Here is a 17,091-nt window from a genome sequence, read left to right on the forward strand (position 1 = left end):
TTCCCCTTTGCGAGTGCTGGAAGCTACTTTTCACCTTTGTCCCGGCGTGAAGAAGAACGAACCGTGAAGAACACGAGCGATAGTAATGTTCACACACAAAAAGCCAACCTGGTTGAGGTAAGCAAGGTTGGCTTTCTTTCTAATTCCAGCTAGCTTTGTTTGTTGTTGTTTCTTTTATATTCCCTATTTTGCTTCAGACCTGTACTTCTTGTACCCGCTTGACCCGAAATAACATGGTCCAGAGCATAACATTCGCCACAATCAGAAGCCCCCCGAAGATCCAAACGCCTCCAGGAAGCGTACGGAAGAAAACATGTATTCCCCATAATAGGGCAAGCACCGGGAAGGCGGCGAAAACGAACCAGCCATCACTTTGCTGGGCAATACTAAAGGATAGGGAGAACGGCGGTTTACGCAATAAAAGTTTGCCTGTTAACGGAATCAGGGCCGTAGCGACCAGCAGAATTACGGCCAGATCAGGCAGAATCCGAACTCCAAATGTCCAGGCAAACACGAGGGCATTCAGCAGAAACACGGGCAAAAACATATTGCATAAAAATGCCTTCAACGCACCTTTATAGAGTACATTCTCATTTGCAATTGGTGCAGCCCGGAACGTCCAGAACGCCTTGTATTGGCCTGAATACTTAAGCATAATCACTACCGATACAACCAGGATTAACATGATATACAGCGTGTAAAAAAACGAGCTTTCTTTCAGCTCTGCCCACGAGGATGACTGCAATTCGGTGAACCAGAACACATAAGGTAAAACAAAGGATAAGCCAATTGATGGATACACCTTAAGCTTGAATTCCCGTTCATTCCGCATCATACTCGCTGACAACCGGAAACAGGCCTGCTCCTCCCCCGACCTACAGAATAGCTTGGCGAGTGTACGATCCCACAACCCTTTTCTTCGTCCTGAAGTGGATCCTGAATAGGTCATTTTCTCCAAATACAATTCAAAGGACGGCATTAGCTTCACATACACGCCCAGACAGACGATGGGAACTACAACAGCCAGAGCGCTGAAGGTATACAGCCACGCATCTCCGCCACCGCCGAACAGCCATTCATACACAGCCGCATACCACATAGGAGGGAGCAGCAGCTGCCACCAGGCAGGTGTGAAGACCATGTCAAAATTAATGATACTGAACGAGCGTGCAACCAGTTGGTATCCAATAGCAATTCCAACGGATAACAGAATCTGTACCATATTGATCATGTCTTTCAGCTTTTCTCCATCGAGAAATTTCATCATGAACAGGTAGACCAGAGATGTGGTCACCAGAATGAACATATTGATCAGAATGAGTTCTGCGATAAAAATCAGAAAAAAAACGATGCCGTGTGTAATCAATCCCGCAATTAGCGGTGCAGCCGACAGGGAACCTGTTAACAGCAGCAAATAGATCCCGGCGTGAATGGCACGAGCCATACCAACGGTGCGTCCATTTACCGGTTTGGTCATAATAATATTTCGATCACGGATGTCCAGCAGCACGGACGAAAAGTCCGAAATCATGGACGTCATGATGATAAACATCAGCACTGCGGTGACCAGACTCATCTGGAGCATATAGTGACCGGTATCCCAGACGATAAAAGGCACCAGAATCAAACCCATCAGTCCGTACAACCACAGGGAGCGAAGATACAGGTTTCCTTCTTTTTGCTCCTTGTTACTGCTGCGCGCAGACAATACGGTTGGTACCCTGCGCTGATCGATTTGGAATTTTACCCGCAAAATAAGCCGCAGCACATCATAATCTGCCCCTGTCCTGGCGATGACATGTCGGAAACGATCCAGAATCTTCAGCGTACGGAATTCGGAGGATTCCGCCATATCAGTACACCTCCTGCACAATCGACACAAAGCGTTCGGCAATCGCCTTATGCTCATTAAAACCTGTCAATTGGTTGAACACTTCCTCAAGCGTGCCTTCCATGGACTGCTGCTGCAGCTGCTTAAACGATCCATCAGCCAATACCCTGCCTTCCGCAATCAGGATGATTCGGCTGCTGATCTTCTCTACCACGTCCATGATGTGTGAGGAATAGAAGATGGTTGTACCTTTAGCAGACAACTGTGACAAAATCTCCTTGACCACCATCACACTGTTGGCATCCAGTCCGCTGAGCGGTTCATCCAGAAACAACAGATCCGGGTCATGCAGCAATGCTGAGACGAGCAATACTTTTTGGCGCATCCCCTTCGAGAAGGTTGCAATTCGGGAATGATAGGATTTTTCGAGTCCAAAACAATCCATCAGCTGCTTGGCCTTGTAATCGGCATCGTCGTAGGACAGGCCATATAATTCTCCAATGAATGTCAGATATTCTGCTGGCGTTAGTTGTTCATACAGCTCTGCAACTTCCGGTACATAACCGATTCTGCGTTTATACTCCACATCGCCATCTGCGATATCCTTGCCGAAGATGCAAACCTTGCCTACATATCCTTCAACCAGACCAAGCAGGATCTTGACCGTGGTGCTTTTGCCGGCTCCATTCGGACCGATATACCCGATCATCTCTCCCCGATTCACCTCAAGATCGATTCCGTTCAGGACATAACGTCCGTTATATCGCATACGCAAGCCTTCAATGGACAGTACTTGTTCTTCGCCCACTTCGTTATCCAGCCTCCTGTCTCTATCTATTTCTATAATTCTACTAGTTTACCACAGTTTAGGTGGTGTCCGAATATGTAATTTGTGTATCAGACTGCAGAAAAAACAGCAAAAAGACGCTTCATATGAAGCGCCTCTACCGTGTGCATGCTCAGATTCTAGATGTGTACCCTCTTATGATGTAGGAGCATGCCTACTTGTATTTGTTCAAACGTGTAATATTTAGCTTTACTGCTTAATCCTCATCATCAAAATCCTGGTCAAAGGACAGCACTTTACCTGTATTGGCATCCACGTCAACGTCGGCCTCGCCATCCGCGGTTCTGATCTCGATCTCATACACATATCGACCGTCATCATGGTCGAGCTCAATTTCGGTTACCTTTCCACCAGTCACTTGTTTCAGGGCAATGGCAGAAGCCTGTGCTTCTGTCAGTTTAACCTGTTTCGCAGCAGATTGGCTGGAAGAAGTGTTCTTGGCAGAGCCATTGTAATTGTAATCATCATCGTCATCATAGTCTTCATCGTCCACAACTGCCAGGATCTTGCCTGTGTATGCATCCAGACGAACCACGACATCATTGCTTCCTTTTTTGTCAATCTCGACTTCGTAGTAGGTTTGGCCGTTTCTGCGTTCCAGATCGATGTCATCCACTTTACCTTCCGCTGCTTTCAGGGCCGCCGCTTTTGCTTGTGCTCCAGTCAGCAATTTGCCTGTGCTGCTCTGCGTGACCGACTGCGAAGTCGATGTTGGCGTAGTTTCCACCGATTGTCCGTTTACACTGCCGCTTGCTGCTACCGCTGATCCTCCAAGAAGCACCGCTGCCGAAAGGCTGCCAATCCATAGTTTGTGTTTGTTCATCATCATTATTCATCTCCTCGTTGTTTTTCTCGTTCTCGTCTACAGTTATAGAATAACCCCTGCGGATGAGAGATTAGCGAGAGTCAGATTAGAATTTGATGAGAAAATGAGTAGAACATTCACATTATTCTATTTTCCGTTTAATCTTCTTCGTCCTCATCCCAAGTCACGGACCGGATCGCGCCCGAGATTGCGTTCACCTGCACGATGGCCTCTCGGCCATCCTCCAGATCGATCTCCACCAGATAATACGGATTTCCACTATTCGTTCCACGAAGTTCGGTGTCATCCACTTCCCCAGGCACCCTGGCAAGCGCCTTTTGCTCAGCTTCCTTTTCGCTTAGAAACCGGGGCGTATCGTCCTCTTTTGTCGGTTCCGAGGCGGGTGTGTCCAACGTTTTGGAAGATTGCTTCTCCCCGTTATATGGATCAACCGTCCATTGCTCACGGCTGTTGTCCTTCATTTTCAGAACGGCCAGATATACCGGGCTCCCCTGCTGCTCCACCAGCTCCAATGAGACCAGCTGCTCATTTGTTTGCTTGAGCAGCTCTGTCTTGATTTGCTCCCGGCTCAGCAATGTTTTTTCTTCCGCTTGAGGATTGGATTCCAGTCGTTTAATGGCACTGACTGTAGCCGTTTCTGCATCCAGTTGTACATCGTACAGCCCCGTCTCGGAACGGAGCTGCATGATATATGTGCCATCCTTCAATGTGGAATTCACAATTTCACCGGGGTACTGCTCCAAAACTGCCTGAGCGGCTGCCTCTGCACTCAGCATGACATGGCCTGATTGCCATGGTTTCCACCAGCCAACGACTATCACAAGCAGTACAGCCACAAGACCTGCTCCCCACCATAATGGACGCCGTGAACTCCTTTTGGACTGCTGCTGTTCTCGTTTCATTTCCGGTGGCATCTGTGATTTTTCCAATCGGGCTCCTCCTTTCACACGTTCATCTACTCCCGAAATACTCTTGCCATCAGTATATAAGAGAAGAATGAGAATTTCATGAGAATGGAGCGGTATGAACGGATACTGGCAAAATAATCGAAGCCTCGGTTCCGATCCCCTCGGTGCTGGTCAGCTCAACACGTGCCCCTATAGCCCCCGCGATGTCCTTCGCCAGAGACAATCCCAAGCCGGATCCACTTGCTCCTCCGCTGCGTGTCCTGGCCGGGTCAACACGATAGAAACGGTCAAAGACTTTCGACAGATCTTCCTCCCGCATTCCGATCCCTGAATCCACAATGCGTATCCGGCATTCCTGCCCTATGGATTCCAGTCGGACCTCAATGGCAGCTTCACTATATTTACGGGCATTGTCCAGCAAAATAAACAGCATCTGCTTCAGCTTACTCTCATCGCTGATCGCCCATATACTGCCCGGATCATCACAATAAACCTCACGGTGGTATGCTTCACGAAACGCACGAGTCGATTCCTGGGCAAGCCGTGTGATATCTACCCGTTCCAGCTGCACATTCCACTGCTCTGGCTGCTTCGCCAGCAGGAGCAGCTGTTCCGTCATCTCCCGCATGCGGACTGATTCGGACAATATCGCTTCTACGGCTTCATCAAACACCTCTGGCCGCTCCTTGCCTCGTCGCTGCAGCAGACTGGCATAACTTTCGATGATGGTCAGCGGTGTTTTAAGCTCGTGTGAGGCATCCGATACAAAACGCTCCTGACGCTCGAAGTTGGATTCCAGCAAATCCATCATGCGGTTGAACGTCTGGCCCATCGTACTCAGCTCATCCTTGGACTGAGCTGCCAGCGGAAGCCGCTTGAACTGACCGCTTGACTGGATATCACTCATCGTACGTGTCATCTGCTGAATGGGCCTTGTCATCCGGTTGGCCAGAATCCGGCTGGAGATAATGGCAGGGATTAGCGCGATGATCGTCACGGCAACAAGGACTGTACGCAGCACCGATAGGCCATTCTCGGTATCTGCAACACTTTCGGTGACTTGCACATTCACCACTTCACCGTCAGGCCAGATCACCGGCACGGATACCCATACATAATCGACTTGTCCAACCCGGTTATATTCCGATTTCTTCTGACTCTCATACTTGTATGGCAGCTTGCTCAGCGTTACGTTTAACTGAGGCTCTGCTGCTGTCGTTACCGGGTCAGAGCTGGTGCCGTCCTCATTGACAATACGGAGCATTCCTTCCACTGGTGCATAGGCACGCAGCAGGTCGTCCGGTGGAATGGATTCGGCAGAATCGCGTACTCCCGTTACAATGGCCGCAGCCTCAGCTTCCACCCGTTTGATTTCGTTATCCAGCGAAATACGTTCGAACACGATGTATACCGAGAGATTCACAGCAATGAGCAGCACGGCAAACAATACCGAGGAGTATCCGTAGATTTTGCTGCGCAGGCTCATGATTGCTCCTTCAGGACGTATCCCACACCCCGAACCGTATGTATTAAGGGTGGATTGAATCCGTTATCTACTTTTTTGCGCACATAACGGATATACACATCCACCACATTGGTATCTCCATAATAATCGTAACCCCAAACCGCCTGTACAATCTGGTCACGACTTAATACTTGACGCTGATTTTGAAGCAGATAGACCAGCAGATCAAACTCACGCGGAGTAAGCTCAATCGGTGTACCATCCCGGGATACCTCACGAGTACCCTCATTCAATTTTAATCCAGCGGCCGTTAGCCAGCCTGTTTCGTCTTCACTTGCATGGCCTGATGATTCGTGCGAGGCATGCGGTGAAACCCCTGATGAAGAAGCCGCGGCGGCTGCACTCAGCCTGAGCGCTGCTCGCACCCTGGCAAGCAGTTCTTCAATTCGGAAGGGCTTGGTAATGTAGTCGTTGGCACCGAGGTCGAGTCCGGATACCTTGTCCTCGACAGAATCCTTCGCTGTCAGCATCAGGATGGGTACCATGGCATCCTTGGCACGAATTCGCCGTAATACCTCAATTCCACTCAGACCCGGAAGCATAATATCCAGCAGGATCAGATCCCACTGGCCATCATTGTACATTTCCAGCCCTTCCGTGCCACTCTCTGCCTTGCCTACCTGATACCCTTCATACTGCAACTCAAGCTCAAGCAGGCGCGCGATTTTGGGCTCATCTTCAATTACCAGCACGGCTTCATTCATACAGCGTTCCCCCTCATTCCATTCTCCCGATATATTACAATAGAGTCTATAATTTGCCCAATGCATCCTCCACGAGGTCATCCCCGGCAATCAGATCAAAAGCCATTCGATACGTCTTCTCTTCCTGCAAGGAAGCAGCGATCACGCGAGCTACATCCTCACGTGAGATGCTGCCTGGTTTCAAATCCGTTCCTACGGCGATTTTGCCTGTTCCCGGTTCGTTTTTCAAGCCGCCTGGACGAATAATCGTATAATTCAGCTCGCTCGCAAACAAAGCACGATCTGCATAATGCTTCGCCACATAATACGGTTTAATCGCATCCGACCACTTCTCCCGCTGATCTGCGCCAAAGGCACTGACCAGAATGTATCTTGAAATGCCTTGCTGCTGTGCGGCTTCCATTGTTTTCACCGCCCCGTCGAGGTCAATTAGAAGTGTTTTGTCTGCGCCTGTAGAGCCACCAGAACCAGCTGTAAATACAACTGCATTATGCTCTTTCATTGCCTCGGCCAGCTCGTCCACACTGCCCTCCAGATCGCCGATGACCACATTTGCACCCAGCTCTTTCAATGCATCTGCCTGTTCCGGTTTGCGAATCATCGCCGTCACCTGATGCTTGCCTTCCCGGGCCAGCTGTTCCACTAAAACTTTGCCAATCTGTCCGTTTGCTCCAATAACCAAAACTTTCATTGTCATGCTCCTCTCGGTTAAACGGGGCATTCCCGTTTGATTTTATATTCTATCCTGGACTTGTCTTTAATTTAAACGAAAGCCGACGCTTCTAAGCGCCGGCTGCTGTTGTTCAATCCGTCCAGCGCATCGCCCGCGCAAGAACATTCATTCAATATACTTCTTAATATACCATACATCCTGCACTGTCTATACCTGCCTGTTACATCCGTTCCCGCTGCCATTCATCTTGGCACCTCTGCCTTGAATCAGAAGCAAGAAACGCAAAAAGGGCGCCCCAAGGGGCACCCTTATATGGATGGCTACTAAATTAGTAAGCCAGTGCAAACAATCCGTGGATGTGAGACAGGTAACGAATGTTACTTGCTTCTTTCATCATGGTTGCTGGCAGACCTTTCAGACGAGTCTGGTTGCCACCGATCATGCCGACAGCATCCTTACGACCCAGACTTCCCAGTGTACCGGAGAATACTGGTGTGAAGGATTCCATTGCGCCACCTTTGAACATTACGCCCAGGTTGTGACCAATGGTTTCACCCATTTGCCATGCCAGTTGTGCAGTTGGTGGGTATGGACGAGCGCCTTCGCTAGGGAAGACCACTGCGCTGTCACCAGCAACGAACACATCTTTGTGGGATGTGGATTGCAGAACTTCCGTAACTTTTGCACGGCCGCGATCCACTTCAATTCCACTGTTGGCAACTACCGCATTACCTTGTACGCCACCTGTCCATACGAGTGTGTTCGTAGGGATCGAGCTGCCGTCTTTCAGCAATACTTCGTTTTCTTTCATCTCCGTGATCGCTACGCCAACGATGAAGTTAACGCCACGTTTCTCGAGACTTGATTTAGCACGGTCAACCAATTCTGGCGGGAATCCTGCCAGGATGGAAGGACCTGCTTCAACCGTGTACAGGGAGATATCTTTGAAATCGATACCTTTCTCTTGGCATACGCCTGGAAGAAGGTCTGCGAATTCGCCGACAAGCTCGATACCTGTCAAACCGCCGCCACCAATAACAAACGTTGCGTCTGCTTTGTTGCCGGATTGTTTGTAAGCATCCAGACGTGCTTCAACGTGTGCACGAATGCGGTTTGCATCACTAACGGATTTCAGCGTGAAGCTGTACTCCTGCAATCCCGGAATTCCGAAGAATGCCGTTTCGCTGCCCAGGGCAACGACGAGTGCATCATAAGAGTAAGTGGAGCCGCTAGTCATCAGAACTTTTTTCTCGTCCGGCTTGATTGTGTCCACCGTATCGATTTTCAAGTTCACGTTTTTACCACGCAGCAATTTTTCAAGTGGAAGAGCAACTGCTTTCTCAGCAATGCTTCCTGCTGCAAGACGGTGCAGCTCCGTAATAATTTGGTGCGTAGGGTAACGGTTCACGACTGTAATTGTCGCTTCTTCCGGTGTCAGGTATTGACGCGCAGTCAGCGCAGTCAAAAGACCACCGTAACCTCCGCCCAAGATCAAAATTTGCTTCGACATATCCATCCTCCGTTCTTCTAATCTTAACGTTGCTGTTGTTGACGCTCGTTCAGAATGCTCAGGAATGATTGAGCAAAACGCAGCGTTTGTTGTACGTTTGGATCTTTAAGCATTTTGAGCATAGCGAACAGACCAACCGAAGTTTGCTCTGTTTGCGCACGGTCATTTGCTTCGATTGCAGCGGAAGCTACACCTTTAGCTTTTTCTACAACTGGTTTAGCGAATTCACCCATTGCGCTCATTGTGTCGCTGATCAGAACTTTGTCTGTAGCTACGCTTTGTGCAAAGTCATATGCTTTGGTCATGGCAGTGACCATTTCAGCCAGTTTAGGCAGGTTTTCCACCAGAACGGTCAGAGATTCCTGTACCTCAGGCTTCATCAGTTGATCGAGCACGTCCAAGGACTGGCGCTCGTTGGCACCTTCTGTAACTGGCACCTCTTGTTGAGTAGGCGATTGTGACATAAGAGAAAGTCCTCCTTTACTTTGGGATAGAAGTCCGCGACTTTCATGATGCCTGTCAAGCAGAGCCGAACCACGAATACAAGCGATACAATGAAATGTACCAAATTTCACACAATAGAAAGAGCGAAGTCCAAAAGGCCGCTCCCGGATCATGTATTGTATTGGGTCTATTGCGGACAACATGTGTTGACGCAAAACGACAAGCAGGCCGAAACCGAACTCTATACCCTTATATTACACCTCTTACACATGAACATGAAAAAGAAATTTTTTACACTTGTGAAGATATTGTGAACATTGTAACAAAATCGATCTTTTTGTCAAGCATCGCAATCGGGATGTAACCGCTTATCCTTCTGTCCAAGATCTGCATTTCTACCACATGTGGTATTAAGACAAGATCACATATGTCCATATGTGCGAAAAAGTACATACGCGAGGATTTTTTCAGCCATACGTTTAGGGATTGTTTTCCAAAATCACGAATTTCACGCAACGAATTTGGTCACTGTCGTTATTATGCAGCTAGTGATGCAGGCTTATTCCCTATTCCGCTCATTTCTTCCCGATTTGTATCTTCGCCTTCATTCGGGCCCATATCATATCGGTTTTGGCTGCGTTACGTTTAGAACTCCGGGAACCCGGTTAATAAGGACTACACCAGAAATGAAGGAGATGTTCGATATGAGTAATTCCACTAGCGATAAGATCAAAGCAGGCGTGAATAAAGCCAAAGGCGAAGTGAAGGATCAGATCGGTAACGCAACTAATAACAGATCCCTTCAGGCTGAGGGTAAAAAGGACAAAGCTAAAGGTGCTGTTCAAGACAAAATTGCTGATGTGAAAGATCGACACTAGGCATCAGGATTAGATCGTTTCGCATGATCAATTCATGCAATATATAACAGAGTATGTCCACCCGTAGACATATAGCATGCACTTGCTGTCATACGGGGGCACAAAAAAGCCAAGGAAGGTGTTATTCCAATCACCCTTCCCTGGCTTTTTTTGGCTTGCATCAGACAGTCGGTACCATATACCTCGCCATATCAACAATGAAATCATGGCTTCCTCGTGACGTTTGATAATGCCTGCTGAACTGACGCACCCAATCCGGATGTTCCTGATACCATCGGTATGTTTTTTCCAAACCCTGCTCCAATGTAACCTGCGGTCTCCATCCCAATTCTTCTCTTAATTTCCCCGAATGAATCACTAAACTGGAACCTCTGGATTGTGTCGGCTCCTGATCACGGATCTCTACAGCTCCCGTTGTCGAGCGCTGCAGGGACTGCAGCAGCTGTCCTATCTCCTGCATCGTTGTACCCTGACCGGTGGAGATATTATAGGTATGTCGATCTTGTCCATGCAGCATGATCTGTTCGATGGCTTTTAGTGCATCATCAATATACAGAAAATCACGTACAGCCGATCCCTGGATATCCAGACGTAAGCCATCCATCATCCGTCCATAATTCCGGGGGATGATCCGGTCGGGCAGCTGCCATGGACCGTAGAGGTTAGTCAGGCGAAAGATTTTAACAGGAAGGTTATAACATTGGGCATAGGAATGAGCCAGTGTCTCACAGGCTACTTTGGATGCAGAATAGGGCGATACCGGGGCATACACGTCTGATTCGGAGTAAACTCTGCCAAACTGCCCGCCGTATACCTCTACCGAGGAGGCCAGTACAACTGGAATACGATGATCGGCAGCATATTGCAAAATGGCCTGCGTGCTCAGTGTATTGTTGCGAAATACTTCTCCTGGATGATGGTAGGAATAATCGACATGCGGCATGGCGGCCAGGTGGATAATATAATCTGTTCCGTGCGGCAAGCTGAATCGGTCTGAAGCGAGGTCACAACAGGTGAAGGTCATCTCATGCAGTGGAGAGCTGTGAACAAGTCTCTGACAATAGTCATCCCTGTCAATCAGGGTAATACGATGCCCTTTTTGCGCCAAATAATGAGAAAGATTGAATCCCACAAATCCGGAAGCCCCTGTAATGACAATGTTCACTAAACCATTCCTCCTTGGATTTACTCAGGCGGGCTCATGAGTCGAGCGTATGTATAGAGTATACCCTTAATGTGATACGTTTTGTATCATTTTCCAATCATTTTTTTATTCTCTTTCTCCTGAGCGGGTAATGTATAGAGAGGTGATTATAATGAATGAACGAAAAGAGAACATAGAGACGTTATTTTTTACGGATGATGGTGTGATTCCCAATCACCCAAACCTGCCAGTTCTCCTGTATAAGGGAGTATGGGCAAAAGAGCCGTCCCGAGCAGAGTCACTGCTGAACCGGAATGGTTGGGGAAACAGCTGGCTTAACGGTGTATTTGATTACCATCATTATCACAGTAATGCACATGAAGCACTTGCTGTGGTAAGCGGTTTCGTACAGCTTGTTTTGGGTGGGGAGAAAGGACAGCGGGTCTATTTGCAAACGGGAGACGTTGTTGTGCTTCCTGCAGGAACCGGGCATAAACGGCTTGAGGCCAGCCCTGATTTCCGGATTGCGGGTGCCTATCCTGGTGGCACGGACTACAATACACGTACAGGTGAACCCGGTGAGAGGCCAGAGGTGCTTCGAGAAATTCGGGATGTGCCGATTCCTGATGCCGATCCGGTCTATGGGAATGAGGGGCCATTGTTGGAATTGTGGAACAAGAGAAAATAAGAGGTAAAGCCGTATATGAGTCATTCAAAAAGAAAAACAGACTGTTAACGAGACATATCTATATCCTCGATAACAGTCTGTTTAGATTATGCGCGTAACCGGAGGCCGTAGAACCGCATCGTGTGTGTTTTGCCGTCCTTGTTATAGGTCAGACGCTTCATTTTCAGGAAGAGATGGAGTTTCCCGAAGGTTGTTTGGAATCGTTCAGTTCCTCCTGTGCCGATGAACGGGTAAAGTGTCTCTCCAGCTTCCGACTGGCCCACAGGGATACAGCGATAAACAGCAATACGCCTCCCCATCGTACCGGGTGCTCCAGGAATTGTGCCACATTGGAGCCAATATACGTTACACAGAAAATCATGATGGCTTTGCCGAAACCTACTGCCACCAGGAAAGACATCAGTCTCATCCGGGCTATGCCTGCTGCCACATTAATAATGACGAACGGACCAACCGGAAAGATGCTCAGCAAAAATACATAACTGAAGGCATTCCGCCGAATCCATACCATGCTCCGCTGAACACGAGGTTTGCTCGCCCATCGCTCCACAAAGGCTGATTTTCCAATCTCTCGCACCAGCAGGAATGTCAGGGTGCAGCCCAGCACCATTCCAATCCACGAGTATAAAAATCCTGCCCACAGTCCGTACACCGCACCGTTAACTCCCACGATCAGCAGGGTCGGCAGCGGAGGTATGAAGGACTTCATGAACGTAAGCAATATCCCCGGCAGCGGCCCCAGGGAACGAAACTGCTCCAGCCAATATCGAATATTCTCTTCCGTAATATAGGACATTATGTCCAGAGGTACCGGGGTCATGTGCATCCTCCAATCTTTTCAGTCTTAATCCGTATCTATCGTAAATCTATCAGCACTCAGACCATCCGAGTACGGTTCATCTTCTTCTCACAGTATAACGTACGAATCCCCTGCAGACCGTTGTTAATTTGAAGAAATATTCACAGTTGAGACCAAAACACCAAGAGCACATCCTGACCTGTACAGTCGTGATGTGCTCTCTTTATTCAATATCCCCTTCGTTGGAGAAGAGAAATGATATTAACCTATTCCAGCTGAGCTTCCTGCATCTCCTGCTCGTTCAATTCCTCCTGATGAGCCGCATTCCATTCCGGTATGCCAGACCGCATGAACTCATCTGCATCCATTGCGGCTTTGGACTGGTTGCACAGATTGCAGGCACATACACAGTTCAGCGGGGTTGTATGTCCGCCTTTGGCCCGGGGCAGAAGATGATCAATCGTATCCCCATACGATCCACAGAAGTAGCAGGTAAACCGATCCCGGGTCATAATATATCGTTTAAAATCCTTGTTGCTGAATAATCGGCGAATCGTGTACCGATTGACGACAACCGCGGCTTTTTCCTTGACCAGCGTGACCGCAAGTTCCAGGTCAACCTCCTGATGCCAGCGGCGCCCCTTGTCCGTTTTGCCGCGCATCCGTACCATCCCCTGTCTGTTAGTACGAAGTGATGACGGGTCTTCCGGATCAATGGGTACCGGCACTGCCGAAGTCTGGCGGCGCGGCCGGCCATCTGCACCCGTACTGCGGCTGCGGGCGTGGTGGGAGTTGGGCCGGTGCCCGGATGTCGTGGCCCGGGCAGTGTCTTCACCATCGGCTGAATGCACACGTTCCGTGCGCACAGGCCACGTCTTGGCCCCCTGCGGACCTTGCAGCCGCTTAGGGGCAGAACCGGCTGTCCCGGCCACAGCATGTGCTGCTTGGCCGGGATCCAGCCCCGGGGCGGCAGGCTGTGCTGCTGCCGCCAAAGGCATGTCGACCGTAGCGGCAGCGCCACGGTCGCCCACCGCTGGCACATCGGACTTGACCGTGATGCGGTCCGGTCCAGTGCCAGCGCCAGGCGGCGCCGAGCGCTTGCGGCGCCGCTTGCGTTTGCGCCCGGCTGCGATCTGCTGACCCGCAGCCGCTGTTCCCGCTGCCGGGTCCTGCGGAGCTTCCGGCAGCAAATCCCCATTAACCGCCGCAGTCGCCTTTGCGTCGGTCTGGTTAGCACGCACACTTGGACTCGTGTGCACAGCCACATCCGGATCACGTCCTGCCTGAGGTTCCGTTCTTGCCTCCGTGATCTGCTCAGATTGCTCAAGGCCTGGCTGTGCCTCCTGAGGCTTGGCTTTTCGTCTCCTTCTTCTTTTCTTCCGACTCCCTGAAGAAGGCTCCGGGATATCTGAAGATAACGATTTAGCCTTCATATCCTGTGTAACAACAGCCTCAGTAGTTACCACTTTGCTTGCCGGGATTACAACTGCTCCGCCCGGCTCTGTTTTCAGTCTCTGTGTCCGAATGGGCTGACTCTGATTCTGCTGCTCTGAGATGTCGTGGCCGTTAACCTGTCCACCTCGCTGACGGCAAAGGCGACAAGCCCCTCGTCTGGATCCGGGACCCGCCCGCTTTCCGGTTCTGCGCCGGAATTCGGACAACGGACGCTTTTGCCCGCAATACATGCATGTCTTGGTCTGTTGCGCTTCATGTTCCGTCATTCCCTGCCGGAAAGGGGCCGAGCCCGTCTCCATGTTGTCACCTCGGTTCCGTATGAATCCGGTTTCTTTCTATTGTATCACATCTGCTCGCGGACGCACTCATACCCCTGTGTCTGCGCCTGATAGCCATCCGTATTGTACTCCGGTGTCTGTCCGCTGCATTCGTGAAGGATGTGTTCCACATATTCCAATATATCTTGCATCGGTTTCCCGCATTGTTCACATGTTGTCATTCTTCTCACCTTGATCCTGTTCTTAAAGTCTCTACCTGTTGAACAAATGAATTTTCACTATACACTACGCTGTCAAAATAACCTTCCGATCGCTGTTATCCCCTGATTTCCTGATCCCCTTTTAAAGGGTGAAATCTGGTGATAAAGGCGAGCGCTTCGCTTCCCCAGGTTTCTTCTGCCCACTTCGTTAAAGTGAAATTTAGTATTCAAACTTATTGTGACTTATTCAATAATTGAATTGTGTTCCGCCTTCTCATTACCCCAGGCACATGATAAAGAAACACTCGTTCCCACCTGATGCTCATAAATCATATGAAAAAAACCGTTCCCCGCTCAACCCTAAGGGTCGACCAAGAAACGGTTTATTATTCCTATATGGTATGCAATTCCTCTTAACGAACGTCGAGTTGGCCCGAATTCTGTTGCGGAACGATACGCGGTTTCGGTTTTGGAAGATTGCCGAAAATAACCCAGGCAAACGGAACGAACCTTGCGGTCAGCCCAACCACGATCCATGAAGCGAACAGTGCTACGGCAAAGCCTCCGGCATACCACAGGTGAACCAGCCAGGACACCCCGGTTTGCGGCGGAAATTCCCGATACAACAGCAAGAAAAATGGATGAATCAGATAAATGCCGAAGGACAGCGCCCCAAGCCGATTAAGCGGCTTGGCAATCAGCGCAGGCCCCTTGCGGTACAACAGATATGCGATCTGGATCAGTACGAGCGCACAAGCAAAAGTATGCAGATTCCAGAAAAATTCATACCATAGCGTGTTGTACGTGGCAATTTTCATACGAAGCAGATAATAAATGTATACATGTCCCAGTCCTGCAGCAATCCAGACAGCCCATAACACAATCCAGGATGCTACGCGGCCTTTGGTCGCATTTTCACGACTGATGACAAACCATTGCTTGATCTTCGGAAAATAGACTCCAATGAATGCTCCCAGCATGAAATAGGAGAAGTACGAGAAGGCCCAGCTTCCCTTGTTCGGTACCTGGAATCCATATTTGTTGCTTACGATAAATGCCCATTGAATGAGCAATCCGATCGGTACCGACCATTTGACCACCGAAGGATACTTCTTCAGCAGCCACAGCACCAGCGGGAATAACAGATAGAATTGCATGTTGATAAATACAAAGTACAGATGCGTATACGCCTTACCCGTGAACAGCTTGGTAATGAAGCTGACGGCAGATTCACCAAATGGACGGCCTTGATAATGTGTCACATGCAAAATGATAAAGTAGAACAGGGAAAACAGGAAATACGGCAGCAGAATATACACGAATCTCTTTTTGTAAAAATTGCTGACCAGTTTCTTGTCCAGAGGACGAGAATAATAGTTATAGAACAACACGAAGCTGCTCATGAAAATAAAAGTTGGCGTACCATATTTCATAAAGATATTAATAAAATTGTACAGCCAGTAATATCCCGAACCTGTCATGTCCACCGTCGCGTAGGAAGTGGAATGCACACACAGCACGCCGATAATCGCCATGGCACGCACCAGATTCAGCTCCGGTATTCGCTCTCTTTTGATTGTCTCACTCATGTTTAGCGTTTCTCCTTAATGTGTTCGTCAATATGTCAGATATGACTTAGTACGATAAGCTCACTATCTATTAAAAGGCATAATGCTTAAGATGGGTAGTCCATTTTCTTAACAATTCCTAAATTTTCAGTAGATTTCACACTATTTTCATGTCTATAAATGTAAAAAAGACCGCTGCAATGCGGTCTTCCGGGGCTGCTGCCTCTACAGCAATTATTTCTGGTTCACTGGGATTAAAATGGTAAACTCAGGCTCCGGATCATATGGGTCCTGATCCATCGGATATACTTCATAGTGTGTAAGCGGACCGTCTGACACGGTATGGCCCTGATCCTTGATCCAGGTATAGATGCGATTATAGGAAGCCTCCACACTCTGTCCTTTGGCATGACTGCACTTGGCATAATCATGTGCCGGGACATCAACCTTCACCATTCCAGATGGAACAGCTGATAATCCACCTTCGCCAACCTCGACTGCAACATAATGAACAAATCCTGTATCTGTCGTATGATATGACAATCCCAGAAGCTCCTGCGGGTAAAGTACATCGCTGATCTCATGCAGACGATGCTTGAACTCCGTTTGCACAACACGTATGCCCCCTGCCCCTGCTTCAGCGAAAGTCCCTTCCCATTTCAAACCGATAACGGTCGCTGCCTCCTTATGCACCAACATGGAAGTATTGACATGTTCCATACCTTCTCACCCTTTCAATCATTTTCTTCTCTTCTTCAAGCTGATCCTGTTGTCGTGATTCCTGACTCTATTTTATACTAAAATAGTGACAAA

The 17,091-nt window shown here is 48.9% G+C and carries 16 protein-coding genes and 1 pseudogene; 2 read left to right on the plus strand and 15 right to left on the minus strand.

Annotation, left to right across the window (positions count from 1 at the left end; translation table 11 throughout):
* Positions 1–193 precede the first annotated feature (193 nt).
* The 9 genes from AB3N00_RS21395 to AB3N00_RS21435 form a co-directional block, all read right to left on the minus strand.
* Positions 194–1,852: a hypothetical protein gene (locus AB3N00_RS21395; protein ID WP_413036391.1), complete on the minus strand. Its 1,659-nt coding sequence runs from the start codon at positions 1,850–1,852 to the stop codon at positions 194–196.
* Between the two features lies 1 nt (position 1,853).
* Positions 1,854–2,639 (minus strand): ABC transporter ATP-binding protein, encoded by a 786-nt coding sequence (locus AB3N00_RS21400; RefSeq protein ID WP_413036392.1) that lies wholly within the window; start codon positions 2,637–2,639, stop codon positions 1,854–1,856.
* Between the two features lie 235 nt (positions 2,640–2,874).
* Entirely contained in the window at positions 2,875–3,501 is a 627-nt protein-coding gene (locus AB3N00_RS21405; RefSeq protein ID WP_413036393.1) for a PepSY domain-containing protein, read from the minus strand.
* A gap of 140 nt (positions 3,502–3,641) precedes the next feature.
* The gene (locus AB3N00_RS21410; RefSeq protein ID WP_413036394.1) at positions 3,642–4,433 is read right to left on the minus strand and encodes a PepSY domain-containing protein; all 792 of its coding nucleotides are present in this window, start codon (positions 4,431–4,433) and stop codon (positions 3,642–3,644) included.
* A 76-nt stretch (positions 4,434–4,509) separates the two neighbouring features.
* A complete protein-coding gene (locus AB3N00_RS21415; RefSeq protein WP_413036395.1) occupies positions 4,510–5,898 on the minus strand; it encodes an ATP-binding protein in 1,389 nt (462 codons plus the stop codon).
* Positions 5,895–6,641: a response regulator transcription factor gene (locus AB3N00_RS21420; protein WP_413036396.1), complete on the minus strand. Its 747-nt coding sequence runs from the start codon at positions 6,639–6,641 to the stop codon at positions 5,895–5,897. The genes AB3N00_RS21415 and AB3N00_RS21420 overlap by 4 nt, the downstream gene beginning before the upstream one ends.
* A gap of 46 nt (positions 6,642–6,687) precedes the next feature.
* Positions 6,688–7,332 carry an SDR family oxidoreductase gene (locus AB3N00_RS21425; protein WP_413036397.1) on the minus strand — a complete coding sequence of 215 codons (645 nt, stop codon included), beginning with the start codon at positions 7,330–7,332 and terminating at the stop codon, positions 6,688–6,690.
* Between the two features lie 310 nt (positions 7,333–7,642).
* Positions 7,643–8,824, minus strand: coding sequence for an NAD(P)/FAD-dependent oxidoreductase (locus AB3N00_RS21430; RefSeq protein ID WP_175396884.1), 1,182 nt, complete (start codon positions 8,822–8,824; stop codon positions 7,643–7,645).
* A gap of 23 nt (positions 8,825–8,847) precedes the next feature.
* A complete protein-coding gene (locus tag AB3N00_RS21435) occupies positions 8,848–9,288 on the minus strand; it encodes a DUF1641 domain-containing protein (protein WP_413036398.1) in 441 nt (146 codons plus the stop codon).
* 684 nt (positions 9,289–9,972) lie between these two features.
* Between AB3N00_RS21435 and AB3N00_RS21440 the strand changes: the two genes are divergently transcribed.
* Entirely contained in the window at positions 9,973–10,146 is a 174-nt protein-coding gene (locus AB3N00_RS21440) for a CsbD family protein (RefSeq protein WP_082704104.1), read from the plus strand.
* Positions 10,147–10,306: 160 nt separating this feature from the next.
* Here AB3N00_RS21440 and AB3N00_RS21445 read toward each other — a convergent pair whose 3' ends face one another.
* Positions 10,307–11,311, minus strand: coding sequence for an NAD-dependent epimerase/dehydratase family protein (locus AB3N00_RS21445; RefSeq protein WP_413036399.1), 1,005 nt, complete (start codon positions 11,309–11,311; stop codon positions 10,307–10,309).
* Positions 11,312–11,462: 151 nt separating this feature from the next.
* On the opposite strand from AB3N00_RS21445, the gene AB3N00_RS21450 reads away from it, so the two are divergent.
* Positions 11,463–11,978 carry a cupin domain-containing protein gene (locus AB3N00_RS21450; RefSeq protein WP_413036400.1) on the plus strand — a complete coding sequence of 172 codons (516 nt, stop codon included), beginning with the start codon at positions 11,463–11,465 and terminating at the stop codon, positions 11,976–11,978.
* A gap of 163 nt (positions 11,979–12,141) precedes the next feature.
* Here AB3N00_RS21450 and AB3N00_RS21455 read toward each other — a convergent pair whose 3' ends face one another.
* The 5 genes and pseudogenes from AB3N00_RS21455 to AB3N00_RS21475 all read right to left on the minus strand — a co-directional run bounded on the left by AB3N00_RS21455 (position 12,142) and on the right by AB3N00_RS21475 (position 16,998).
* Positions 12,142–12,798, minus strand: coding sequence for a TVP38/TMEM64 family protein (locus AB3N00_RS21455; RefSeq protein ID WP_413036401.1), 657 nt, complete (start codon positions 12,796–12,798; stop codon positions 12,142–12,144).
* A 245-nt stretch (positions 12,799–13,043) separates the two neighbouring features.
* Positions 13,044–13,481 (minus strand): annotated as a pseudogene (locus AB3N00_RS21460) (HNH endonuclease); the annotation flags it as partial.
* A gap of 1,094 nt (positions 13,482–14,575) precedes the next feature.
* Entirely contained in the window at positions 14,576–14,701 is a 126-nt protein-coding gene (locus tag AB3N00_RS21465) for a hypothetical protein (RefSeq protein WP_413036402.1), read from the minus strand.
* Positions 14,702–15,123: 422 nt separating this feature from the next.
* Positions 15,124–16,299, minus strand: coding sequence for an acyltransferase (locus AB3N00_RS21470; RefSeq protein WP_175396891.1), 1,176 nt, complete (start codon positions 16,297–16,299; stop codon positions 15,124–15,126).
* A gap of 213 nt (positions 16,300–16,512) precedes the next feature.
* On the minus strand, positions 16,513–16,998 hold the full coding sequence (locus AB3N00_RS21475; protein ID WP_175396892.1) for a GyrI-like domain-containing protein: 486 nt from the start codon (positions 16,996–16,998) through the stop codon (positions 16,513–16,515).
* Positions 16,999–17,091: the final 93 nt, after the last annotated feature.

It is taken from the genome of Paenibacillus xylanilyticus (genome assembly GCF_047246825.1).
GTDB classification, from domain to species: domain Bacteria; phylum Bacillota; class Bacilli; order Paenibacillales; family Paenibacillaceae; genus Paenibacillus; species Paenibacillus xylanilyticus_B.